Annotated in this window: 21 protein-coding genes and 1 pseudogene; 10 read left to right on the top strand and 12 right to left on the bottom strand. The window is 57.7% G+C overall.

Features of this window, described 5'->3' with window-relative positions:
* A pseudogene (locus GHN86_RS23750) lies at window positions 1–210 on the top strand (hypothetical protein); the annotation flags it as partial.
* Here GHN86_RS23750 and GHN86_RS21815 read toward each other — a convergent pair.
* Window positions 170–1,108, bottom strand: coding sequence for an aspartyl/asparaginyl beta-hydroxylase domain-containing protein (locus GHN86_RS21815; RefSeq protein WP_153382573.1), 939 nt, complete (start codon window positions 1,106–1,108; stop codon window positions 170–172). The pseudogene GHN86_RS23750 and the gene GHN86_RS21815 sit on opposite strands and share 41 nt — an antisense overlap.
* A 225-nt stretch (window positions 1,109–1,333) precedes the next feature.
* The gene (gene cysK, locus GHN86_RS21810; RefSeq protein WP_153382575.1) at window positions 1,334–2,308 is read right to left on the bottom strand and encodes a cysteine synthase A; all 975 of its coding nucleotides are present in this window, start codon (window positions 2,306–2,308) and stop codon (window positions 1,334–1,336) included.
* A 121-nt stretch (window positions 2,309–2,429) separates the two neighbouring features.
* On the opposite strand from cysK, the gene GHN86_RS21805 reads away from it, so the two are divergent.
* The 3 genes from GHN86_RS21805 (at window position 2,430) to GHN86_RS21795 (ending at window position 5,691) form a co-directional block, all read left to right on the top strand.
* Window positions 2,430–3,506 carry a DUF748 domain-containing protein gene (locus tag GHN86_RS21805; RefSeq protein ID WP_153382576.1) on the top strand — a complete coding sequence of 359 codons (1,077 nt, stop codon included), beginning with the start codon at window positions 2,430–2,432 and terminating at the stop codon, window positions 3,504–3,506.
* A 139-nt stretch (window positions 3,507–3,645) separates the two neighbouring features.
* Window positions 3,646–4,491, top strand: a complete 846-nt coding sequence (locus GHN86_RS21800) for an AAA family ATPase (protein WP_153382578.1) — start codon at window positions 3,646–3,648, stop codon at window positions 4,489–4,491.
* Between the two features lie 21 nt (window positions 4,492–4,512).
* The gene (locus tag GHN86_RS21795) at window positions 4,513–5,691 is read left to right on the top strand and encodes a vWA domain-containing protein (protein WP_153382580.1); all 1,179 of its coding nucleotides are present in this window, start codon (window positions 4,513–4,515) and stop codon (window positions 5,689–5,691) included.
* A gap of 107 nt (window positions 5,692–5,798) precedes the next feature.
* Here the strand turns inward: GHN86_RS21795 and GHN86_RS21790 are convergent, their stop codons facing one another.
* The 6 genes from GHN86_RS21790 to GHN86_RS21765 form a co-directional block, all read right to left on the bottom strand.
* Window positions 5,799–6,728: a biotin-dependent carboxyltransferase family protein gene (locus GHN86_RS21790; RefSeq protein ID WP_153387278.1), complete on the bottom strand. Its 930-nt coding sequence runs from the start codon at window positions 6,726–6,728 to the stop codon at window positions 5,799–5,801.
* Complete coding sequence (locus GHN86_RS21785; RefSeq protein WP_153382584.1) at window positions 6,725–7,429, bottom strand: 5-oxoprolinase subunit B family protein; 705 nt, start codon at window positions 7,427–7,429, stop codon at window positions 6,725–6,727. Before GHN86_RS21785 ends, GHN86_RS21790 begins: the two co-directional genes overlap by 4 nt.
* Window positions 7,426–8,178: a 5-oxoprolinase subunit PxpA gene (locus tag GHN86_RS21780; protein ID WP_323369566.1), complete on the bottom strand. Its 753-nt coding sequence runs from the start codon at window positions 8,176–8,178 to the stop codon at window positions 7,426–7,428. Before GHN86_RS21780 ends, GHN86_RS21785 begins: the two co-directional genes overlap by 4 nt.
* A 139-nt stretch (window positions 8,179–8,317) precedes the next feature.
* Window positions 8,318–8,851: a DUF2937 family protein gene (locus GHN86_RS21775; protein WP_153382588.1), complete on the bottom strand. Its 534-nt coding sequence runs from the start codon at window positions 8,849–8,851 to the stop codon at window positions 8,318–8,320.
* 12 nt (window positions 8,852–8,863) lie between these two features.
* On the bottom strand, window positions 8,864–9,640 hold the full coding sequence (locus GHN86_RS21770) for a class II glutamine amidotransferase (RefSeq protein WP_323369567.1): 777 nt from the start codon (window positions 9,638–9,640) through the stop codon (window positions 8,864–8,866).
* Window positions 9,641–9,676: 36 nt separating this feature from the next.
* A complete protein-coding gene (locus GHN86_RS21765; protein WP_153382590.1) occupies window positions 9,677–10,171 on the bottom strand; it encodes an MFS transporter in 495 nt (164 codons plus the stop codon).
* 100 nt (window positions 10,172–10,271) lie between these two features.
* On the opposite strand from GHN86_RS21765, the gene GHN86_RS21760 reads away from it, so the two are divergent.
* Window positions 10,272–12,317, top strand: a complete 2,046-nt coding sequence (locus GHN86_RS21760) for a S9 family peptidase (protein ID WP_153387276.1) — start codon at window positions 10,272–10,274, stop codon at window positions 12,315–12,317.
* A gap of 227 nt (window positions 12,318–12,544) precedes the next feature.
* Here GHN86_RS21760 and GHN86_RS21755 read toward each other — a convergent pair whose 3' ends face one another.
* Complete coding sequence (locus GHN86_RS21755; protein WP_153382594.1) at window positions 12,545–12,835, bottom strand: hypothetical protein; 291 nt, start codon at window positions 12,833–12,835, stop codon at window positions 12,545–12,547.
* A gap of 83 nt (window positions 12,836–12,918) precedes the next feature.
* Between GHN86_RS21755 and GHN86_RS21750 the strand changes: the two genes are divergently transcribed.
* The gene (locus GHN86_RS21750) at window positions 12,919–13,605 is read left to right on the top strand and encodes a spermidine synthase (RefSeq protein ID WP_122784075.1); all 687 of its coding nucleotides are present in this window, start codon (window positions 12,919–12,921) and stop codon (window positions 13,603–13,605) included.
* Between the two features lie 52 nt (window positions 13,606–13,657).
* Window positions 13,658–14,032 carry a YajD family HNH nuclease gene (locus GHN86_RS21745; protein ID WP_122784074.1) on the top strand — a complete coding sequence of 125 codons (375 nt, stop codon included), beginning with the start codon at window positions 13,658–13,660 and terminating at the stop codon, window positions 14,030–14,032.
* Between the two features lie 26 nt (window positions 14,033–14,058).
* Here the strand turns inward: GHN86_RS21745 and tusA are convergent, their stop codons facing one another.
* Both tusA and rlmM read right to left on the bottom strand, forming a co-directional pair.
* Window positions 14,059–14,307 carry a sulfurtransferase TusA gene (tusA, locus tag GHN86_RS21740; protein WP_153382596.1) on the bottom strand — a complete coding sequence of 83 codons (249 nt, stop codon included), beginning with the start codon at window positions 14,305–14,307 and terminating at the stop codon, window positions 14,059–14,061.
* Window positions 14,308–14,321: 14 nt separating this feature from the next.
* Entirely contained in the window at window positions 14,322–15,398 is a 1,077-nt protein-coding gene (gene rlmM / locus GHN86_RS21735; RefSeq protein ID WP_153382598.1) for a 23S rRNA (cytidine(2498)-2'-O)-methyltransferase RlmM, read from the bottom strand.
* 193 nt (window positions 15,399–15,591) lie between these two features.
* Here rlmM and acnA point away from each other — a divergent pair, with 193 nt between their 5' ends.
* The 3 genes from acnA to GHN86_RS21720 all read left to right on the top strand — a co-directional run bounded on the left by acnA (window position 15,592) and on the right by GHN86_RS21720 (window position 21,179).
* Entirely contained in the window at window positions 15,592–18,333 is a 2,742-nt protein-coding gene (gene acnA / locus GHN86_RS21730; protein ID WP_153387274.1) for an aconitate hydratase AcnA, read from the top strand.
* A gap of 109 nt (window positions 18,334–18,442) precedes the next feature.
* Window positions 18,443–19,231: a CPBP family intramembrane glutamic endopeptidase gene (locus GHN86_RS21725; RefSeq protein ID WP_153382602.1), complete on the top strand. Its 789-nt coding sequence runs from the start codon at window positions 18,443–18,445 to the stop codon at window positions 19,229–19,231.
* Window positions 19,232–19,613: 382 nt separating this feature from the next.
* Window positions 19,614–21,179, top strand: a complete 1,566-nt coding sequence (locus GHN86_RS21720; protein WP_153382604.1) for a PAS domain-containing methyl-accepting chemotaxis protein — start codon at window positions 19,614–19,616, stop codon at window positions 21,177–21,179.
* On the opposite strand, the gene GHN86_RS21715 is transcribed toward GHN86_RS21720, so the two are convergent.
* Window positions 21,169–23,373 (bottom strand): T6SS phospholipase effector Tle1-like catalytic domain-containing protein (locus tag GHN86_RS21715; RefSeq protein WP_153382605.1); only part of this gene is annotated, 2,205 nt, incomplete at its 5' end. The genes GHN86_RS21720 and GHN86_RS21715 overlap by 11 nt on opposite strands.

Below are 23,373 nucleotides of genomic sequence, written 5' to 3'. Positions count from 1 at the left end.
CATCCTTGGCCCAACACGGCTCTCCCGGCATCCATGCCGGTCGACCCACTCCGCGAAACCTCCACTCGGCCTTCCGATGGGGCGGTAGATCAAGATCAAGATCAAAAGCCAGATCAAGATCTACTGCAACTGCAACTGCAACTGCAACTGCAACTGCTGTTGCAGTTAATTAACCAAACAACCATCGCGCCAACAGCACTAGCACGATAACCGCCAATACCGGGCGGGCCACGCGGTACAGTTTTGGATGACGACGCTTCCACTGTTTAACCACACCACTGAACCGGTCGCTGAAGGTTTTGCTCCAGGCATAGGCTTTGTTGATGCCACCGACTCGCTCATCATCGGTGTTTTGCGGTGCAGTCGCTTTGCCCAGTTGTGCACTGACCCAGCGGTTGATGCGGGTCATCAGGCGGCTGGTCAAGGGCCGTTCGATGTCACAGAACAGGATGACGCGAGTAATGTCAGTTTCGTTTTTGACCCAGTGCACGTAGGTCTCATCGAACATGACGTCTTCGCCATCACGCCAGCTGTATTCTTCTCCGTCTACAAAAATGCGGCACGCATCGGAATTGGGTGTGGCCAATCCCAGGTGGTAACGCAAGGAACCAGCAAATGGGTCACGGTGCGGGTTGAGGTGGCTGCCGCCCGGCAACAAGGCAAACATCGCGCCCTTGACGTTGGGGATGCTGTTGACCAGCTCGACCGTTTTCGGGCACAGCAATTCGGCCGATGGCAGCGCTTTGTCGTACCACTTGAGGTAAAAACGCTTCCAGCCTTTTTTGAAAAACGACCCAAAACCAGCATCGTTGTTTTTTTCCGCCGCGCGGATATAGCCTTCGTCGAACAGGTGCATGGCTTCTTCGCGAATGACCTGCCAGTTGTTTTTCAGCACGTCCAGTTCGGGGAATTTGCTCCGATCCAGATATGGCTTGGACGGCACCGCCGAAAACAGGTACATCAAGGCGTTGTAGGGGGCAAAGAACGCGGAGTGGTTGACGAACTGACGCAGCACGGGCAAACGCGCTTTACCGCGCAAATGCACGTAAAGGATGCTGGCGACAAACAGCAGTATCAACCCTGCCTTGATGGCGAAGGATAAGGTCATGCAACAACTCCTTGAAAATAGGCAACCTGCAGCGGGTCAGTCACGCAGCGCGGTAGCCGGCCATGATAAACATTACCGGCGTAGGACAAAACCCGCGTCTTCCAACATTCAGCGTTAAGGAATACGTAATAACGGATTAATTATGCATAGCCGTAGGGGCGAGCCGTTTGATTTGCGTCAGGCATTAAAGGGTAGCCGCTGTTGCAACGGCTACCTGGCACCGTTTTACTGATGCAATTCCTGCTCGCTGAAGATGTCACTGAACAGGAAGCTCGACAGATAACGCTCACCCGAGTCGGGCAGGATGACGACGATGGTCTTGCCTTGCATTTCCGGGGTTTCAGCCAGGCGTACCGCCGCTGCCATCGCCGCACCGCACGAGATGCCGCACAGGATGCCTTCTTCATTCATCAGGCGCAGGGCCATCGCTTTGGATTCGTCATCGCTGACCAGTTCCACTTTGTCGACAATCGACAGGTCGAGGTTTTTTGGCACAAAACCGGCACCAATGCCCTGGATTTTGTGCGGCGACGGTTTGATTTCTTCCCCTGCCAGCGCCTGGGTAATGACTGGCGAGGTGATCGGCTCTACCGCCACAGACAAAATCGGCTTGCCCTGGGTGTGTTTGATGTAACGCGAAACACCGGTAATGGTGCCCCCGGTGCCAACGCCCGACACCAGCACGTCCACGCCGCCGTCGGTGTCATTCCAGATTTCCGGGCCGGTGGTCTTTTCGTGAATGGCCGGGTTGGCCGGGTTTTCGAACTGTTGCGGCATAAAGAAGGTGTCCGGGTCAGTGGCCTGAATTTCCGCCGCCTTGTCGATCGCCCCTTTCATGCCTTTTGCCGGTTCTGTGAGCACCAGTTCAGCGCCCAGCGCCTTGAGCACTTTGCGTCGTTCAAGGCTCATCGAGGACGGCATGGTCAGCATCAGTTTGTAACCACGCGCTGCGGCGACAAAGGCCAGGCCAATGCCCGTGTTTCCCGATGTGGGTTCAATGATGGTCATACCCGGCTTGAGCACGCCCCGGCTTTCTGCGTCCCAGATCATATTGGCGCCAATGCGGCATTTGACCGAATAGCCGGGGTTGCGCCCTTCTATCTTGGCCAAAATAGTCACGCCACGGGGCGCGATGCTGTTGATCTGGACTAAAGGCGTGTTTCCGATGGATTGGGCGTTATCTGCAAAAATGCGGGTCATGACGGGATCCTTATGCACCTTCTGGAAAGGCCTCAAGGGTAGGCCTCGTGTTCACAGGCGTCCAGTGATGCGAACGTCTGGCGCGCAGTGCAGTCCATTTTGTACTGAGGGAGGCAAGCACATGAAAGCGCGATACAGATGGCCACTGTGGACGGTGGGTGTGTTGGTGGTACTGCTGGTGGTGGCTCACATTGCCCTGCCCTATGTGGTGCGCAATTACTTGAACGACAAATTGGCCCATATGGGCGATTACCGGGGGCACGTCAACGACGTGGATCTGGCCTTGTGGCGCGGTGCCTATCGGATCAATGACCTGGAAATCGTTAAGGTATCAGGCAAGGTTCCCGTACCTTTCGTCCAAATTCCGACGCTGGAGCTGGCAGTCAGTTGGCATTCGCTCTGGTATGACCGTGCGGTCGTCGCCGAGGCCGTGTTTGTAAGGCCGCATATCAACTTTGTCGATGGTGGCGTTAATAGATCGGCCACGCAGACGGGTGAAGGCACTGACTGGCGCGAGCAATTGCGCAAGTTGCTGCCGATCACGCTGAACGAAGTGCGCATCGAAGACGGGCAAGTCACTTTTCGCAACTTCAATTCCAAACCGCCCGTCAACCTGAGCGCCACTGACATCAATGCCAGCGTCTTCAATTTGACCAATGTGGTGGACGTTAAAGGTAAGCGCGATGCTCGTCTGGAGGGTAAAGCCTTGTTGCTGGGACAGGCGCCCATGGAAGTCAGCGCAACCTTCGACCCGTTTAGCAACTTTGAAAATTTTGAGTTTCGCCTGCGCGCCACGAATATCGAGTTAAAGCGCTTTAACAGCTTCGCCTCGGCCTACGGAAACTTTGACTTTAATGCCGGTAATGGCGATCTGGTGATTGAGGCTCAAGCTGAAAAAGGGCGTTTAAAGGGCTATATCAAACCGCTGTTACGCAATGTGGAAGTGTTCAACTGGCAGCAGGATGTCGAGAACAAAGACAAAGGGTTCTTTCGTTCTATCTGGGAGGCAGTGGTGGGCGGCACCGAGACCGTGCTGAAAAACCAGCCTAAAAACCAGTTCGCTACGCGCGTGGAACTGAGCGGCAGCGTGCATCGTCAGGACATCAGTGGGTTTCAGGCGTTCTTGCAGATTTTGCGCAATGGTTTTGTTCAGGCCTTCAATGCTAGATATGAACAACCTGCGCCCAAGGCAGAGTGAGTCAGTTCGTGACGATCCATTCACAATCTGAATAAAGCGCTTACGTTCCCAGCCTGCGGCAGGGCGCGTTATAGTCGGACATACTTTTTTCTCCCGCCCTGCCCTCGCAGGCCGCGGGCCATGGTTTGAGGATTTATCGATGAAGTTTGAAGGCACCCGCGCCTATGTCGCCACCGACGACCTGAAACTGGCGGTCAACGCGGCTATTACTCTTGAGCGCCCTCTGCTGGTCAAGGGTGAGCCCGGCACCGGCAAAACCATGCTGGCCGAACAATTGGCAGAATCCTTTGGCTGCAAGTTGATCACCTGGCACATCAAGTCCACCACCAAAGCCCATCAAGGCTTGTATGAGTACGATGCGGTAAGCCGTCTGCGTGATTCGCAACTGGGCGTCGATAAAGTTCACGATGTGCGCAACTACCTGAAAAAAGGCAAGTTGTGGGAGGCTTTTGAAGCCGATGAGCGTGTGATTCTGCTGATCGATGAAATCGACAAGGCCGACATTGAGTTCCCTAACGACTTGCTGCAAGAACTCGACAAGATGGAGTTCTACGTTTACGAGACCGACGAAACCATCAAGGCCAAAGTCCGTCCGATCATCATCATTACCTCGAACAACGAAAAGGAATTGCCGGACGCTTTTCTGCGCCGTTGTTTCTTCCACTACATCAACTTCCCGGATCGCACCACGCTGCAGAAAATTGTGGATGTGCACTTTCCGAACATCAAAAAAGAATTGGTCAGTGAAGCGCTGGACGTATTCTTTGATGTGCGCAAAGTGCCTGGCCTGAAGAAAAAACCTTCCACTTCCGAGCTGGTGGACTGGTTGAAGCTGCTGATGGCCGACAACATCGGCGAGGCGGTATTGCGCGAACGCGACCCCACCAAAGCCATTCCGCCACTGGCAGGGGCACTGGTTAAAAACGAACAGGACGTGCAGTTGCTTGAGCGTCTGGCGTTTATGAGCCGTCGTGGCAATCGCTGATTTTTCGAGAAGGCGATAAGCATGTTGCTTAATTTGTTCAATGAAATGCGGGCGGCCAAAGTGCCGGTTTCAGTGCGCGAACTGTTGGACTTGATCAACGCATTGAAACACCGCGTGACCTTCGCCGACATGGATGAGTTTTATTATCTGGCGCGCACGATTCTGGTAAAGGACGAGCGCCATTTCGACAAGTTCGACCGTGCGTTTGGCGCCTATTTCAATGGTTTGCAAAACCTCAATGAACACCTTGAAGCCTTGATTCCCGAAGACTGGCTACGCAAGGAATTCGAGCGCTCATTGAGCGATGAGGATCGCGCTCAGTTGCAGTCGCTGGGCGGGTTGGACAAGCTGATTGAAGCCTTCAAGCAGCGCCTTGAAGAGCAAAAGGAACGCCATGCCGGTGGCAACAAATGGATCGGCACCGGCGGCACCAGCCCGTTTGGTTCGGGCGGCTACCACCCCGAAGGCATTCGCGTAGGGGATGCCGGCCTGCGTCAGGGCAAGGCGGCCAAGGTATGGGAACAACGCGAGTACAAGAACCTCGACGATCAGGTCGAGTTGGGCACGCGCAATATGAAGGTGGCCTTACGACGCTTGCGCAAGTTTGCGCGTCAAGGCGCAGCCGAAGAGTTTGATATTGATGGCACCATCGACCACACCGCCCGCGATGGCGGTTTGCTGAATATCCAGATGCGTCCCGAGCGGCGCAACAACATCAAGCTGTTGTTGCTATTTGATATTGGCGGCTCGATGGATTCGCACGTGAAGATTTGCGAAGAACTGTTTTCGGCCTGCAAAACAGAGTTCAAGCACCTGGAGTATTACTACTTTCATAACTTCATTTATGAATCGGTGTGGAAGAACAACCAGCGCCGACAGATTGAGCGTATTTCTACCCAGGATCTGCTCAACACCTATGGGGCTGACTACAAGGTGATTTTCATCGGCGATGCGGCCATGGGGCCTTATGAAATTACCCATGCGGGCGGCAGTGTCGAACACTGGAACGAAGAGCCGGGTTACAAGTGGATGCAGCGCTTTATGGAGAAATACAAAAAGCTCATCTGGATCAATCCGTACCCTAAAGACACGTGGCATTACACGGCTTCGACCGGGATTGTCAGGGATTTGATTGAAGATCGCATGTACCCGTTGACACTCGATGGGCTGGAAGAAGGCATGCGGTTTTTGGCGAAGTGAGCGTGGGGGCTGGCGACCCTCACCCTAGCCCTCTCCCAGAGGGAGAGGGAACTGATCAGTGGTGAGCACTAAGCCGCGTGCGGGTCCCCTCTCCCTCCGGGAGAGGGTTAGGGTGAGGGGCTTTCAAGCTGCCGCACAAACCCCACATGCTCACGCTGCGCCGCCTCCTGCGTAACAGCCCGCAAATACACCTCTTCCCCCGGTAAACACTGCGCCAGCCGCGCCAACGCCAACGGCGTCAAAGCCCCCAACCTCGGGTAACCGCCAATGGTCTGGCGATCATTGAGCAATACAATCGGCTGGCCATCAGGTGGGACTTGAATAGCACCCAGCGGGATGCCCTCGGAAATCATCGGCGCGCCCTGATACTCCAACGCAGGTCCCAGCAAACGAATGCCCATGCGATCTGCCCGGCTATCCAGCGTCCACGGGCTATTGAAGGCATCAAAGGTACTTTGGCCACTGAAAGCACCGATTTGCGCCCCCATGACCAGATCCAGTACAGGATGAGGGTTGAAAACAGGTCGCTGTTCCAGCGGCAACTCGCGTACAGGCGGAGCAACCCCGTCATAGCGCAACTCATCACCTGCCACCAGCGCACGACCCAACCCATCCGGCCCACCCAACTGTTCACGCACCACCGTCGCACAGCTGCCCAACACCTGCGGAGCAACAAATCCGGCGGGCGCGGCCAGATAAGCCCTTGCCCCGATCAAGGGCTGGGTAAAGGTCAGGGTTTGGCCTTGGTTCAACGAAAAACTGCGCCAGGGTTTCAGCGGTTGCCCGTCTATCGCCGCCGCTAAATCGGCCCCTGCCAGTGCCAGTGTGCAATCGTCCTGTGCCACCAGGGTCAAGCCGCCCAGGGTAATTTCAATCACCGCAGCCCCAGGCGTGTTTCCCAGCAACGCATTGGCCCTGGCCATCGATAACCAGTCTGCCGCGCCGCCCTGAGTCACACCCAGATGCCGGACGCCAAAGCGCCCTGCGTCCTGCAACTGGCACAGGGGATTGCTGGCTTGAATCAGTAAACGGCTCATGCCAAGGCCTCCTGAGGTGTGTCGTCGCCGCCCAGACGAATGAATTCGGCATGAGAAACAGCGGCGAACTGTACGGTATCGCCGGGTTGCAGCAGGCTATAACCCTCGCGATCTCGATCAAACAAGGCACTCGGGGTGCGGCCGATCAGGTTCCAGCCGCCGGGCGACTGCGCCGGGTAAGCCGCTGTCTGGCGCTCTGCAATGCCGACGCTGCCCTTGGCCACCCGTTTACGCGGTGTATCCAGACGCGGCGCGGCCAGTGCCTCTTCGACCAACCCCATAAAGGCAAAACCGGGGGCAAAGCCCAACGCGAACACTTGATAGTCATGCTCGCTATGACGGCGAATGACATCACTGACCGTCCCGCCCGTGCGCTGGGCCAATAAGGCCAGCTCCGGGCCGACGCTCAGGTCGTACCACACCGGCAGTACATGGCGACGGCCACTGTTTTGAGTGTGCGGGTGCAGGTCCGTCAGCGCTTGGGCAATCCGCTCGCGCGCTTGCGCCGGGGTCAGCGCCAGCCCGTCGTAGTGCACCATCAAGGTGGTGTAGGACGGCACCAGATCCGTCAGGTGCTCAGCAAAGCAAAGACGCAGCTGTTCGCTGGCAGCGAGCATCCACGGCATATTGGTTTCGGCAATGTCATCGAACAAACGCACCATCAGGCAGTCGATGGCCACCACTTCGATACGCACCTTCATGCCTGAACCTGCTGGTTCAAGGCTTCACGAATACGCTGTACGGCGCTCACTGAACTGGCGTTGTCGCCATGCACACATAAGGTATTGGCCTGTAAATACAGGGCGCTGCCGTCGTTGCTCTGCAACGGCTCACCTGCCGCCAGGGTCAGCGCCTGTTGCACGATAACGTCCGGATCGTGATGCACCGCACCCGGCAGTTGGCGCGATACAAGCCGGCCAGCGCTGTCATAGGCTCGGTCGGCAAAGGCTTCAAACCACAAGGTCACGCCGAACTCATCGCCTATGGCTTGCGCTGCACGGTTGTCCCGGGTGGCCATCAGCATCAGCGGCAAGTTGACATCGTAAGCGGCCACGGCTTGAACCACTGCCCGCAATTGCTGAGGATTGGCCATCATGTCGTTGTACATTGCCCCGTGGGGTTTGACGTAGCTGACGCGGGTGCCCTGAGCACGGCAGATGCCGTCCAGCGCACCGATCTGATAGTGCAGCAGGTCTTGCAGCTCTTGCGCCGAGCAGGCCATTGAGCGTCGACCAAATCCGACCAGATCCTGATAGGCCGGATGCGCCCCCACCTTGACGTTATGCGCCAGCGCCAGCGTCACGGTTTTGCGCATGATGCTCGGGTCACCGGCATGAAAGCCGCAGGCAATGTTGGCGCAATCAATAAACGGCATCACCTCGGCATCCAGGCCCATGGTCCAGCTGCCGAAACTCTCACCAATGTCGCAATTCAATAACAGGCGGCTCACGGGCATGCTCCTGTGGTTTTTTTGTAGTGTAGGTGGCAAGCATTTTTCGACAGGCACAGGCCCTGCGTCCAACTAATAAAAGCCGGACACAGACATAAGAAAAAGTTGATTGCTTAAATGTTAAGCCGCCACCCAAGACTTAGCTGTAGCGTTCACGCCGGGCAATGCGTTCGCGCTGACGCTTGCCACCCAGCACCACCCAATCCACCAAGCGTATAAAACCTTCGATGATGAAGGAGAACAGCAGCGCACCCGCCATTGCCCAGCCGATGGCCACCGGTGAAAGCAGTACCTGATAGGTATACGCGTTGTAGGTTTCTTCGCGAATGGCCGGGTCGGCAGCATAGGCCACTTGCAGGGCACGCATGTACCACGGGCCTTGCATGGCCTGAAACTGTTCGTCGAGTAGCCGCTGGCGATCCAGCAAGGTGCTCAGGCTAGTGGCATCGCTGCGAAAGACCGGGTCGTCGCTGGCCTGGTAATGCCCGACCAGGGCTTGCAGGTCGCCCTTGAAGAACTGATTGGCGGTGTTCTGGAAACCCGCCAGCCCGGTCTGGGCTTCAATGAGGTGAGCCTCGACCCGGTTGGCGTAGTCATTGATGAACCCTGGCACTTGCACGCCGATCAACAAGCCCAAGGTGAACAACACCAGCCGCAGGTAGCTCAACCACATATTCGACCATCCTTATTCGGTTGCGCCCTGACTGACGCATTCGCCACGCCGCCACAGGCTCCATTGGCCGGGCTCGTAGCGAGTCCAGGTTTCGTTTTCGGTCAAGGGTTCGGTGGCAATGACCGTGACCACATCGTCCGGCGTGGTTTCGGACTGAAAATCGACGATGACGTCGACGTCTTTCAAGCGCGCCGGGCCAAACGGCGCGCGACGGGTGATGTGCGCCAGCTTGGTCGAGCAATAACAAAACAGCCAGTCGCCATCACTGAGCAGGCAGTTGAACACACCTTTGCTGCGAAACTCGGCGCAGGCGGCCACCAGCACCGGCAGAATACGCTCCACCTCGACCGGCTCCGGGAAGGTTTCGCGCACCCGGTTGAGCAGCTCACAAAACGCCGCTTCGCTGTCGGTATCACCAATGGGGCGATAAAAACTCGCGCCCGGCGAAAAGTCGGCCAGTTGACCGTTGTGGGCAAAACACCAGTTACGGCCCCACAGCTCCCGGACAAATGGATGAGTATTGGATAAGCATACTTTGCCGACATTAGCCTGACGGATGTGGCCAATCACCACTTCGCTCTTTATCGGGTAACGCTGTACCAGCAACGCCACTTCGGAGTCGCAGCTGGCCGCAGGGTCCTGAAACAAGCGCAAGCCACGGCCTTCGTAGAAGGCAATGCCCCAGCCATCACGGTGCGGGCCGGTTCGCCCGCCACGCTGCATCAGCCCGGTAAAACTGAACACAATGTCAGTCGGGACATTGGCGCTCATGCCCAATAATTCACACACGCTCGTACTCTCGCATTCAAGCCCAACGTAAAAGGGTTACAACCGCGGCTCTACACGTGACGGGCCAGTCGCACGGGGCGGGACGCGACGACCATAGTGGTCATCGGCTGCCGAACCGAAAGGCTGGTCATCTTCAGGATCACCGCCCTGTGCTTTTTCAGCGCCAGCGTTTTTTGCCTGACGCGCCTTGCTGGCACGCTCGATGGGCCAGCGGATCAGCACAAATACGGCATATAAAACAAAGGCGAACAGCGTGTACATCAGCAGGTCTGACACGGCACGCCAGGCGTTGTTGCCCACTTTAAAGGCCAGATCCAGCGCGGTAATCGCCACAGCAGGGGCAAATTTTTCTTTGACCGGGTCAATGATGGTCGGACTGAACAGCAGCACCGCCATCAAGACCCGCAACGGCTCACGCAACCAGCGCCACATGAATCGGGTCAGGCGGCACCATACGAGCAGGCAGCCTAAAGCGGCAAAGGCGTAAAGGCCCCAGGCGATCAGATAGTCGTTCTCGGTCATGGTATCCATGGTCGGCAGGCAATGAAGCGCTATGATAACGGCTTTTAGACAGTGCGGCTGCCCCGCCTGCAACCTCCCTTCTATTCATGCCGATCTCCGAGACCACTCAATGACCGAATCAGCCTACGCAAACAGCGCACCTATCGCACACAGAGTCGAGGGTGATGACCCCTACTCATGGTTACAAAATCGCGATAGCGAAGAGGTCATGGACTACTTGAAAGCGGAAAACAGCTATCAGGAAGCGCAGTTGGCCGATCAGGCTGAATTGCGTGAGACGCTGTTTCAGGAGATCAAGGGCCGTATTCGCGAGACTGACTTGTCACTGCCCTCCCCTTGGGGGCCGTACCTGTATTACACGCGCACGGTGGCGGGTGATGAGTACGCCCGGCATTTCCGCTGCCCGCGTCCGGCGGATGACAGCCAGAAGGTCGACGAAAGCGCCGAGCACTTGCTGCTCGACCCGAATGCCCTGGCCCAGGGTGGGTTCATTTCGTTGGGTGCCTTCAGCATCAGCCCTGATCACCAGCGTCTGGCGTACAGCCTGGACACCAGTGGCGAAGAGACCTACCGCCTGTTCGTCAAAGAGCTGAGCAATGGCACGGTGACCGAACTGCCGTTTGCTGACTGCGATGGCAGCATGACGTGGGCCAATGACAGCCAGACGTTGTTTTTTGCCGAGCTGGACGACACGCATCGTCCGCATAAGCTGTATCGCCACACGCTGGGTGAAGATTCTGCCCACGAGGTGTTTCATGAGCCAGACGGGCGTTTTTTCCTGCACTGCTACCGCTCCAGCTCCGAGCACCAGCTGATTCTGTTGCTCAACAGCAAAACCACCAGCGAGAGCTGGGTACTGGATGCCGATCACCCGCAACAGTCGTTCAACTGCCTGGCACCACGGGTTGAGGGGCATGATTACAGCGTTGACCACGGTCTGTACGAAGGACAATGGGCCTGGTTTATCCGCACCAATCAGGACGGCATCAACTTTGCTTTGTATTACGCGCAGGGCGATGTACCCGCCCGCGAAGACTGGCAGTTACTGATCGCGCATAACGATCAAATCATGCTGGAAGGCATGACCCTGAACGCCCACGCCCTGTGCCTGAGCTTGCGCGAAGGTGGCCTGCCGATCATCGAGATTCGCCCTGAGGGCCTGACGCCCTATCGCGTGCAACTGCCCGATGCCGCCTACAGCCTGTATGTACAAGACAGCCTGGAATTTGCCAGCTCGCATATCCGTCTTCGCTATGAGTCACTGAACCGTCCGGCGCAGGTTCGCCAACTGACGCTGGCGACCAGTGAGCAAAGCGTACTCAAGGAAACCCCGGTGCTGGGGCCTTTCGATGCGGACGACTACGTCAGCCAACGCTTGTGGGCCACCGCGCCTGATGGCACCCGCGTGCCCATCAGTCTGGTGGTCAAACGCTCGGCACTGGGCACGCCAGTACCACTTTACCTGTATGGCTACGGCGCCTACGGCGAAAGCCTGGACCCGTGGTTTTCCCATGCCCGCCTGAGTTTGCTTGATCGCGGCGTGGCCTTTGCCATTGCCCATGTCCGCGGTGGCGGCGAGTTGGGTGAAGCCTGGTATCGCGCAGGCAAACAGGAAAACAAACACAACACTTTCAGTGACTTCATCGCCTGTGCCGAACACCTGATCGACACCGGCCTGACGCGCTCCGACCAGTTAGTGATCAGCGGTGGCAGCGCAGGCGGCTTGTTGATCGGTGCGGTACTCAATCAGCGCCCTGAACTGTTTAAAGCGGCGATTGCTGAAGTGCCTTTTGTGGACGTGCTCAACACCATGCTTGATCCCGACCTGCCGCTGACGGTGACCGAGTACGACGAATGGGGCAACCCGCAAGATCCTGAGGTGTACGCACGCATCAAAGCCTATGCGCCTTACGAGAACGTCACCGCACAGGCTTATCCGGCGATGCTGGTCATTGCTGGCTATAACGACAGCCGGGTGCAGTATTGGGAAGCGGCCAAGTGGGTGGCCAAACTGCGCGCCACCAAGACCGACGACAACCTGCTGTTGCTCAAGACCGAACTGGACGCCGGCCATGGCGGCATGAGCGGGCGCTATCAGGGCCTGCGTGACGTGGCTCTGGAATATGCATTTGTGTTCAAAGTGCTGAACATCTGATGCGCTAGGGCCTGGGGTCGATCAAGCGACGGCACGGCCCTTTCGTAGCAGCTGTCGAGCTCTGCGAGGCTGCGTTCGACGATGCAATCGTCGCAAACTTAATGTCTGCGGGGTATCAAAAACCCCGCACCAACGATAAGCCTGAAGCCTGTGATTGAAAGGTTTCACGACGGCTGCGCCGCCGAACGCAGCCTTCGTTCCTCGACAGCTGCTACAGAAATAATGTCTTAATCAACCTTGGGACTGGCTTTCGGCTCTTTGACGTCAAGCCCCGGCAGCGGCTGGTCTTTGGGCGGCTGGGGCAGGTTGATCGGCGGCAATGGCAACAGGCTGCCATTGGCAGGTGGCTTGGGGACCGCACGGGGGGTAATTTGCGGGTACGGCGTGGGCGTGGCGGTGCCCGGTGAACCCGGCGCAGGGGTTGCCGGCATCACCGGTACCGGCGTCAGTTCAGCGGCATGGGCCGCACTTATCAGGAGCGCGCTGTACCCAATGACCGTTAGAATAGTGCGTTTCATCAATCACTCCGTTGCCAGACCGGCTCGTCAGGCCTTCAGGCTACTCGTAACCCGATGTTTTTGTCCCCTTCTATGAGATACCCATGAAACGTTTTGTTTTGCTCGACACCACCCCTATCCCGGAAAATGGCGGTGCCTTGTGCCTGTTCGAGTATGGCGAAGACTTCGTGATCAAAATTCAGGGCGGTGACGGCGGCCAGCTGATGAACACCCGCATGCACGGCTCCGAAGATGCTCTGGCCGAGATTCCTTGCCGTAAAGTCGCCGGCCGTGCGCAATCGCGGGTGCTGATTGGCGGCCTGGGCATGGGCTTCACCCTGGCTTCGGCGCTCAAACATTTGGGTAAAACTGCAGAAGTAGTGGTCGCCGAACTGGTGCCGGGTGTCGTCGAGTGGAACCGTGGGCCGCTGGGCGAGAAGTCCGGCAACCCGTTGCAGGACCCGCGCACGGTGATTCGCATGGAAGACGTGGCCAAGGTGTTGCAGGCCGAACCCAATGGCTTTGATGCCATCATGCTGGATGTCGACAATGGCCCCGAAGGGCTGACCCAAAAGGCTAATAGCTGGCTGTACAGCGCAGGGGGCTTGAGCGCTTGCGCCAAAGCCTTGCGACCTAAAGGCGTGCTGGCTGTGTGGTCGGCCAGTGCCGATAAACAGTTCTCTGACAAACTGCGCAAGGCCGGTTTCAAGGCCGAAGAAGTGCAGGTATTTGCCCACGGCAACAAGGGCACGCGACATACCATCTGGATTGCTGAAAAAATCAAAGGCTGATCAACAGCTAAACTTTACGACTTGACCGTCATTTGTCTTAAAAGGTGAACCCATGAGTTCGGCTAACCCACCGTCCCATACCGCCAAGCTGGATCGCATCCTGGCGGATGCCCAGCGTGACCGCGAAATGGGCTATCGCGACAAAGCCCTGAAAATGTACCCCCACGTGTGCGGCCGCTGCGCCCGTGAATTTGCGGGTAAACGCCTGAGTGAGCTGACCGTTCACCACCGCGACCACAACCACGACAACAACCCGCAGGACGGTTCCAACTGGGAGCTGCTGTGCTTGTACTGCCATGACAATGAGCACTCGCGCTACACCGACCAGCAGTACTTTTCAGACAGTTCCACCAGCAGCCCTAAAATCGCCAAGGCCACTCATAACCCGTTTGCCGCATTGGCAGGGCTGATGAAAAAAGACGACTGAGCCATCGCCACCCTGTGTGGCGAGCTTCACTGCGTCTTTTTGCGAATCCAGTACAGATAGGTGCCTGCCTCCTCGTGTTGCCCGACTAGCTCATGGTCCAAAAACGCACAAAACTTGGGAATGTCGCGACGGGTTGACGGATCGGTCGCGATCACTTTCAACAGGCCACCGGGCACCAAATCACGAATGTGCTGGTGCAACATCATCACCGGCTCGGGGCAATTCAGGCCGGTGGCATCTAGGGTGCCGTCAACCGGCAGATCGGCAAAACTCATCAGTAACTCCTGAATCAACGAGATTTAGGTTTTTTCACGTCCAGTCGACGCAAATGGCAGGTGACTTCTTCACGGTCGTGGTACAGCTGCTTGCAGCCAATTTCGACCTGAATGCCGCGCGCCTTGAAGCCATCGGCGATGCGATCCAGCAAGCGACGCACTTCGGCATAGCGCTGTTTCATCGGCAGTTTGAGGTTGACCACCGCTTCGCGGCAATGCCCCTCGCCTATCCACTCTTCAAGCATGGCCGCGTTACGGGCCGGCTTCTCGACAATATCGCAGACCATCCAGTCCACAGGCTGCTTGGGTTTGAAGGTAAATCCGTCCGCCATCAAATGCTGCACCAGCCCCGTGTCCATCAGGCTTTCGGCCATTGGTCCGTTGTCGATGGCGGTCACGATCATGCCGCGATTGACCAACTGCCACGTCCAGCCACCCGGTGCGGCGCCAAGGTCTACGCCGGTCATGTCGCTGTGCAAGCGCTCATCCCATTGATCTCGCGGGATAAAGTGGTGCCAGGCCTCTTCCAGTTTCAGGGTTGAGCGGCTCGGCGCTTCACGCGGGAACTTGAGGCGCGGGATGCCCATTGGCCACATGGCCGAATTGTTTGACTCTGCCAGCCCCAGAAACACTTCACGGCCACTTTTAAAGGTCAGCAACAAGCGCGGTTTATGGGCGTCGTCTTCCACCAACTTGCCGGCACTGATAAGCGCTTTGCGCAGGTGCGTATCAAACTTTTTGCAGAAGTTGGAAAGCTCTTTGCCATCATTGGTGTCGACCATTTCCAGCCACAGGCTGCCGCACACCGGAAAGTCGGCCATGTGCTCAAGAATCACGCTGATGCGATCCGTTTCAGGCAGTGCGATAAAACTACCCCGCGCCCATTGACGCGGGAAAATCAGCTCGGCAAAACGCAGGCCGCGCATCAAGCGCTCGGCGCCGTCCTCTTCGGTACACACAAACTCGGCACAAGCAGTGCTTGGCTTGGCCTTGGCATAACCGGCCACATTAAGACGGGCGGCGTGCTCGGCGATCTCCGAACAGACTTCACCTTCAAAACCGGGCCGACAGTGCATAAAAACGGTGTTCATTGAATTACTCCTGGGCAGCTGGCAGGGATTGGCCGGCTGCGCATCCTTGATTTGGCGCAAGGACTGTCACAAAAAGGTCGGCATCATAGCCGAGTTCGGAACCTTGATCCCGAATAGACAGTCCAGTTATTAGCCAGAGCCCCCTTTCAGGGCTAGGTTAGAAGCTCTACCCGTGTACTGAAGGAGTCATTTCATGTCCTCCCTTGATAGCCTGAACACCCTCTGCACCTTAAAAGTCGACGACAAGACTTATCACTATTTGAGTCTGCCGCTTGCCGCCAGCACACTGGGCGATTTGAGCAAGCTGCCGATGTCACTCAAGGTATTGCTGGAAAACCTGCTCCGCTGGGAGGACGGCAAGACCGTTACCGAACCGGATCTCAGGGCGTTGGCCGCCTGGCTCAAAGAGCGGCGCAGTGATCGGGAAATCCAGTACCGCCCGGCGCGCGTGCTGATGCAGGATTTTACCGGCGTACCAGCAGTCGTTGACTTGGCAGCCATGCGCGCAGCGATGGCCAAGGCAGGCGGCGACCCGCAACGCATCAACCCGCTGTCTCCGGTCGACCTGGTGATCGACCATTCGGTCATGGTCGACACGTTCGGCAGTACCCATGCCTTTGAGCAAAACGTTGACATTGAAATGCAACGTAACGGCGAACGGTACGCGTTTTTACGCTGGGGTCAGGATGCCTTCGATAATTTCAGTGTGGTCCCCCCTGGCACCGGTATTTGCCATCAGGTGAACCTGGAGTACCTGGGCCGCACCGTCTGGACCAAAGAGGAAGACGGCCGCACCTACGCGTTCCCCGACACACTGGTCGGCACCGACTCCCATACCACCATGATCAATGGCCTCGGTGTACTGGGCTGGGGCGTCGGCGGGATCGAGGCCGAAGCGGCCATGCTCGGCCAACCGGTATCGATGCTGATTCCGGAAGTCATCGGCTTCAAGCTCAGCGGCAAACTCAAGGAAGGCATTACCGCCACGGACCTGGTGCTCACCGTTACCCAGATGCTGCGCAGCAAGGGCGTGGTCGGCAAGTTTGTCGAGTTTTACGGCGACGGGCTGGCTGAATTGCCGCTGGCTGATCGCGCAACGCTGGCCAATATGGCCCCGGAATACGGCGCCACCTGTGGTTTCTTCCCGGTGGATGACATCACGCTGGATTACCTGCGGCTGTCCGGGCGCCCGCAAGCTACGGTCAAACTGGTCGAAGCCTATTGCAAGGCTCAGGGACTGTGGCGCGAACCGGGTCAGGAACCCGTGTTTACTGACACACTGGCGCTCGACATGGGCACTGTTGAAGCCAGCCTTGCAGGCCCCAAACGCCCACAAGACCGCGTGGCCTTGCCCGACGTCGCAAAAGCCTTTGATGACTTCGTGGGCCTGCAATTCAAACCGGTCAGTAAAGAAGAAGGCCGACTTGAAAGCGAGGGCGGTGGCGGCGTCGCCGTGGGCAATGCCGATCTGATCGGCGAAGCGGAATACAGCTACAACGGTCAAACGTATCGCCTGAAAAACGGTGCTGTAGTCATTGCAGCCATCACCTCATGCACCAACACCTCCAACCCCAGCGTGATGATGGCTGCCGGGCTGGTGGCGAAAAAAGCGGTCGAAAAAGGCCTTAAAAGTCAGCCCTGGGTGAAAACCTCGCTGGCGCCGGGCTCCAAAGTGGTGACCGACTACTACAAGGCCGCGGGCCTCACCCACTACCTTGACCAACTGGGCTTTGCCTTGGTGGGTTACGGTTGCACCACCTGCATCGGCAACTCGGGGCCGCTGCCGGAGCCGATTGAAAAAGCCATCACCCAGTCCGACCTGACCGTGGCGTCAGTGCTGTCGGGCAACCGCAACTTTGAAGGGCGTGTGCACCCCTTGGTGAAAACCAACTGGCTGGCCTCGCCGCCGCTGGTGGTCGCCTATGCTCTGGCCGGAACCGTGCGTATTGATATCAGCCGGGAACCACTGGGTGTGGGTTCAGACGGTCAACCCGTGTACCTGCGGGATATTTGGCCCAGCCAACAAGAAATCGCCGACGCTGTTTCACAAGTGACCACGGACATGTTCCATAAGGAATACGCCGAGGTGTTCGCCGGTGACGAGCAGTGGCAGGCCATTGAAGTGCCAAAAGCGGCGACCTATGTGTGGCAAGAAGACTCCACCTATATCCAGCACCCACCGTTCTTTGATGACATCAGCGGGCCATTGCCGGTGATCAGTGACGTCAAAGGTGCCCGGGTGCTGGCGCTGTTGGGGGACTCGGTAACCACCGACCACATCTCCCCTGCTGGCAATATCAAGGCGGACAGCCCGGCGGGGCGCTATCTGCGGGAAAAAGGCGTCGAACCCCGCGACTTCAACTCGTATGGTTCGCGCCGCGGTAATCACGAAGTGATGATGCGCGGCACCTTTGCCAATATCCGTATTCGTAACGAAATGCTCGGCGGTGAAGAAGGCGGCAACACGATTTACATCCCCACCGGAGAAAAAATGTCGATTTACGATGCGGCCATGCGCTATCAAGCGTCGGGCACGCCTCTGGTGGTGATTGCCGGGCAGGAATACGGCACCGGCTCCAGCCGCGACTGGGCCGCCAAAGGCACCAACCTGTTGGGAGTAAAAGCGGTCATTGCCGAAAGCTTTGAGCGTATTCACCGCTCCAATCTGGTGGGTATGGGTGTGCTTCCGTTGCAGTTTAAGCTCGATCAGAACCGCAAAAGCCTGAACCTTACCGGTAAAGAAACACTGGATATTCTCGGCCTGACCAACACCACGTTGCAGCCGCGCATGAACCTGACGCTGGTCATTACCCGCGAGAACGGTCAGCAGGAAAAGGTCGAGGTGCTCTGTCGCATCGATACCCTCAACGAGGTGGAATACTTCAAGTCAGGGGGGATTTTGCACTACGTGTTGCGCCAGTTGATTGCCTCTTAACAGGCGTCTTCCTACACATTCTGCCAGTCATTTCTTTGTCGATAGATCGTTATACTTGCCAGCCCCGAACTTGCTTCGGGGCTTTTTTATGCCGCCAACAAGGAATGACATGCCTGTTTTGCCCTGGCCCTATCTGGCCCTTCTTACCCTCGGCTACTGCCTGGCGCTGAGCTATGGCCAACTGGGCGTTCAAGCCATTGGCCCACTGCTGGCACTCGTCATTACCGGCATGGCGGCGTACCCGATGCGCCCTCAATGGTTGCGCTACAGCGCCCACATCGTGTTTGTTTTGCTGGCTCTGGCGCTCGCACTGCACTGGCTGCCCGGTTTCAATAATGGTCGCGCCATCGCGCCCGAGCGTATCACCGCCGATGCCGTGCCTTTTTCGATGTACCTCAATCTCGACAAGCCCTTGATTGGTTTTTGGCTGCTGCTGGTGTGCCCCTGGATCGCCCCGCGCTTCCCTTGGCGGGTGTCATTGGGCGCCACGCTGATGGCGCTGGTGCTGGTGGCACTTGCCGCGCTGGGCGGAGCAATGATGCTGGGCATGATTGCCTGGGCACCGAAATGGCCAGCATCCGGCTGGATATGGGTACTCAATAATCTATTGCTGGTCACGGTGGTCGAAGAAGCCCTGTTTCGAGGCTATATACAGGGCGGCCTGAGCCGTCGGTTAAAGCGCTTGCCCTATGGTCAGGCGTTGGCGCTGATCATTGCCTCGGTGCTGTTCGGTCTGGCTCATATGGCCGCCGGCTGGCAGTGGGTGTTAATGGCGGGCATTGCCGGGCTGGGTTACGGCCTGGCCTATCGATTCGGCGGGCTAGGTGCAGCGATTGCCACGCACTTTGGGCTTAACCTTCTGCACTTCGTGTTTTTCACCTATCCGATGCTGGCTTAGGTCTCGTCACCAGGCGGGGTGACCGCCGTTTTTGTAGTCGCTGTCAAGGAACGAAGGCTGCGATCGGTCTGTTTCGTTGCGACGAAGCGCCTTAAAACCTTTTAGCTGGGGGGGGTATATCCATTACTGCGGTAACAGCCACTCAGGGTTGCGGCCTTACGCCGCGTCACTTTGAGCAGCGCAAAGTAACCAAACGCTCTTGCCCCTACCACTCGGTGCCTCGCTTTGGCTCGGCATGCCCTCATACAGGCATTGCTCCGTAGGCCGCCGCGATCGGCCATCCATGGTCGTGTCGCGGCTAACCCGGAGCTCCACAGGATTTAAATTAAACAAATCCTCACCCATGCCGACACCCTGTCAAAGCCTTGCGGATTGAAACGACATGCGTAACAACCAGCCCATCACCCAGCGCGAACGGACATTCCCCGCGCAACAACGGTTGATCTCCACGACTGATGCCAGAGGTGTCATCAACTATTGCAATGATGCCTTCGTTGAAATCAGCGGGTTTTCGCATGATGAGTTGATCGGGGCACCGCACAACCTGGTGCGCCATCCCGATGTGCCTTCAGCGGTGTTCGAGCACATGTGGGGCACCCTGAAAAAGGGTCAGCCGTGGATGGGCATCGTCAAGAACCGCTGCCGCAATGGCGACCATTACTGGGTCAACGCCTATGTAACACCGGTGTTCGAAAACGAGCGCGTGGTGGGCTATGAATCGGTGCGGATCAAACCGACGGCCGAACAAATTCTGCGCGCCGAAGGCCTTTACTCGCGCTTGAACCGCGGCAAACCAGCCGTGCCGCGCCGCGACCAGTGGTTGCCGGTATTGCAAGACTGGCTGCCGTTTATTCTGGTTAGTCAGTTGAGCTTCATGATTGGCGCCTTGCTTAATTCCAGCTGGGGGTTTGCCTTGGCCGCCCTGCTCTCGATACCGCTGGGGTTGTTGGGCCTGAGCTGGCAACAACGTGGCATCAAGCGTTTGCTGCGACTGGCCGAGCAAACCACCTCCGACCCGTTGATTGCCCAGATGTACACTGACAGTCGCGGCCCGCAAGCGCGCCTGGAAATGTCCATCCTGAGTCAGGAGGCCCGTCTTAAAACCTGCCTGACTCGCCTGCAAGACACCGCCGAGCACTTGAGCGAGCAAGCGCGGCAATCGGATGCTCTGGCGCACAAAAGCTCATTGGGGCTGGAGCGCCAGCGCGTTGAAACCGAGCAAGTGGCTACGGCCGTCAACCAGATGGCGGCGACCACTCAGGAAGTGGCCAGCCATGTGCAGCGCACCGCTGATGCCACTCAGGAAGCCAATCGACTGACCAGCCGGGGCCGTACCATTGCCGGTGAAACCCGCGAAGCCATTGAACGCCTGTCAGTCGTCGTGGGGGAAACCGGGGCCACGGTGACACAGCTGGCCAAGGACAGTGACGAAATAGGCGGCGTGGTGGACGTGATCAAAGGCATTGCAGACCAGACCAACCTGCTGGCTTTGAACGCGGCCATTGAGGCGGCCCGCGCCGGCGAAATGGGTCGCGGCTTTGCCGTGGTCGCCGATGAAGTCCGCCAACTGGCACAACGCACCAGCACCTCGACCGGACAAATTCACAGCCTGATTGCCAAGCTGCAACAAACCGCCTCAACCGCCGTGCAAACCATGGACGCCGGTCATCGTCAGGCACAGGAAGGCGTAGCGCGGGTGATGGAAGCGGATCAGGCGCTGGTGGGCATCAGCGAAGCGGTGGCCAATATCACCGACATGACGACCCAGATTGCCGCAGCCACTGAGGAACAAAGTGCCGTGGCGGAAGAAATCAGCCGCAATATCAGCACCATTGCCGATCTGGCCGACCAGACCTCTGAGCAGGCTCAGCATTCAGCCAAACTGAGCGAAGAACTGACCCAGACCGTGAATACACAGTATTCGCTGGTGGAGCGGTTTAACCGTTAAGGCGAGCGGCGGCAGTCGCCGCCTTCGCCTGCTCAATCCACTGGCGTTTTCTTTCCTCAAGCTCTTCGGCTTCCAGCAAACGGCGTTTGTCTTCCGGGGTCAGGCTGGCCTGATGCGCCGCCTCTTTCTCGGCTTTGCGCACGGCCGCCGCAGCCAGCGCAGCGGTTAATACGGCTTGCAGGGCCGGGGTGGTCGCGGTGGTTTCGTCGAGCGCGGGTGGCAATGGCAGTGAGTCGAGCAGTTTAAGGGCGCTGCGCGGGTTTTGGGTAAACGTGCGAACGCCTTGGGTGTCTTCCAGCATCGGCAAGGCTATGCCGGTCAGCGTGTCGATGGCGCTGAATTCAGGCGCCCCTACTTGGCCGCGAAACACCGGAAGGCCCAACGAAGGAATAATGAGCCCGACCAGATAACGCGGATCACGGCGCTTGATGCTCAAGCCCACACTGGCAATCGCCACGGCAACCCCCACCACCTGCCCTGCCCGGGCCAGCAACGACAACGCCTTGTTGCTCTCATCGTCGAAGAAAATAGTACGGTAACGAAAGTAATCGCTGAACGGTTCACGCTCGCCCAGCGATGAATGCATAAACCAGGCGCGTGAATCGTGCACATAGTCATCGAACAGCGTCAGCAATTGCCTGGCCTCGTCATTGAGCGTCTTATTGTCCTCGGTGAACAAGCGCTTGTAGGCACGATTGCCCGCCCGGCGCAGGGCGACATATTGCTGAGCTTCGTCCTCTTCATTGGTCAGATACACCAACCCACCGGCAGCCATATTGACGAACCGGCCGAGACTGAACATTTCGGAATTTTCCGGCAACTGCCACTCGGCCAGATAGTCCCTGCGGAACTCGTTCATGGCAGCCCTCAGCTGGGTATGGTCCAGCGAGGGTTCAAAGGTTTTGGCGGTGTTGATGGCGACGGGGGTTTGCGCGCCGATGCGTTGCTCGAAAGCCAGTTTAGTCTGCTCATGCTGCGTACGCGTTTCGAGCTCGCTGTCTGACCATTTGGGTAACGGCTGGCCGGAGCGAGCGGCCTGATCTTCTGCCAGTTGCATCCCGTGCAACGCCTTGAATGCATCGCGCTCTTCAGGGGTCATATCCGGGCTTTCGCCGGGGTGTTTACCGGAAACGTGAGAGAACGCGGCTAAATCCTCGAACCAGAAACTGGCGTAACGATTGATCCGCCAACCGGTGATCAGCCCGGCCTGATGTTCCATCGCAGTTTCCAGCGGGCCGGGAATCAGGGTGGTGCGCCAGGTGTTGAAGTGTTGGATGAGGGATTCAGAAACGTCGTAGGAGGTCAGAACTTCGGTGTCCATCACTAGCCAAGGGCTACGCTCCCGCTGGTTAGCATGAAGCGCATCTCTGGGTGCCTGCAAAGGCGCTCCCACTTTGTAGGCCTCACTGAACATATGGTGCAGGGCGATTTGCGAAAGTACCTCATGACTGCCCTCCCGTGACTTCCCCTGATCACCCGGCGGATAGCCTCCGCCCACATCCGAGTGCATGCCGGGGTACAGGTATTCAACGGTGCCATTGCGATAGGTCGACGGACAAAGCGGATCGTCAGGCCGCGCTTTGCGCCGTATCGAATCCAGCGGAAAGCAGGCGCGCTGCTCATGAGCCGATACCAGATGCACGCAGCGCTCCAGAAACACTTCCGAATCCGACAGCCGCAGCGAGTCGTCCGCCCAGCCCATATGCCCACTGGCAAACGGTGCCAGATACGCCACACCCACCGACGCCACGGTGTCGAACAGTCCCATAAAAGCAATGCTGATGGGCAACCCGGCAAACAGATAGCAGGTTTCACCTTCGACCTCGACTTTGGTCAAGGCCTCCAGCCAATTGGCAAACGCCCGCGCTTGGGCAGCGCCGCGAGAAAAGCCGTACACATACAGGCGCATGGCCTTGATCAGCGGGGCGGTTTTCAGGCGATTCTGTAATTCGACCTTTTGTTGCATTTCGCGTATGGGTGCTTCGAGGACGGCCTTGCGGCGGGCGTAACCGTCACTGACAAGTGAAGCTCCCAAGGCATCCATGCCCACAGACGTGCCCATTTTCTGGATGAGTGCGTAGGCAGCATCTGAAGAAAGCCGTTCTTCACGACAGGACACTTTCAGGGCATCGAGCAACCGGGTCAGCCCCCAGTTAATACGATTCTCGCCCCCAGTCGCCATGCTCAGCCCCGA

The organism is Pseudomonas helleri, assembly GCF_009600315.1.
Taxonomy (GTDB): Bacteria; Pseudomonadota; Gammaproteobacteria; order Pseudomonadales; family Pseudomonadaceae; genus Aquipseudomonas; species Aquipseudomonas helleri_A.
Note: the sequence above shows the minus strand (reverse complement) of the source record. Positions and strands in the feature narration are given on the sequence as shown.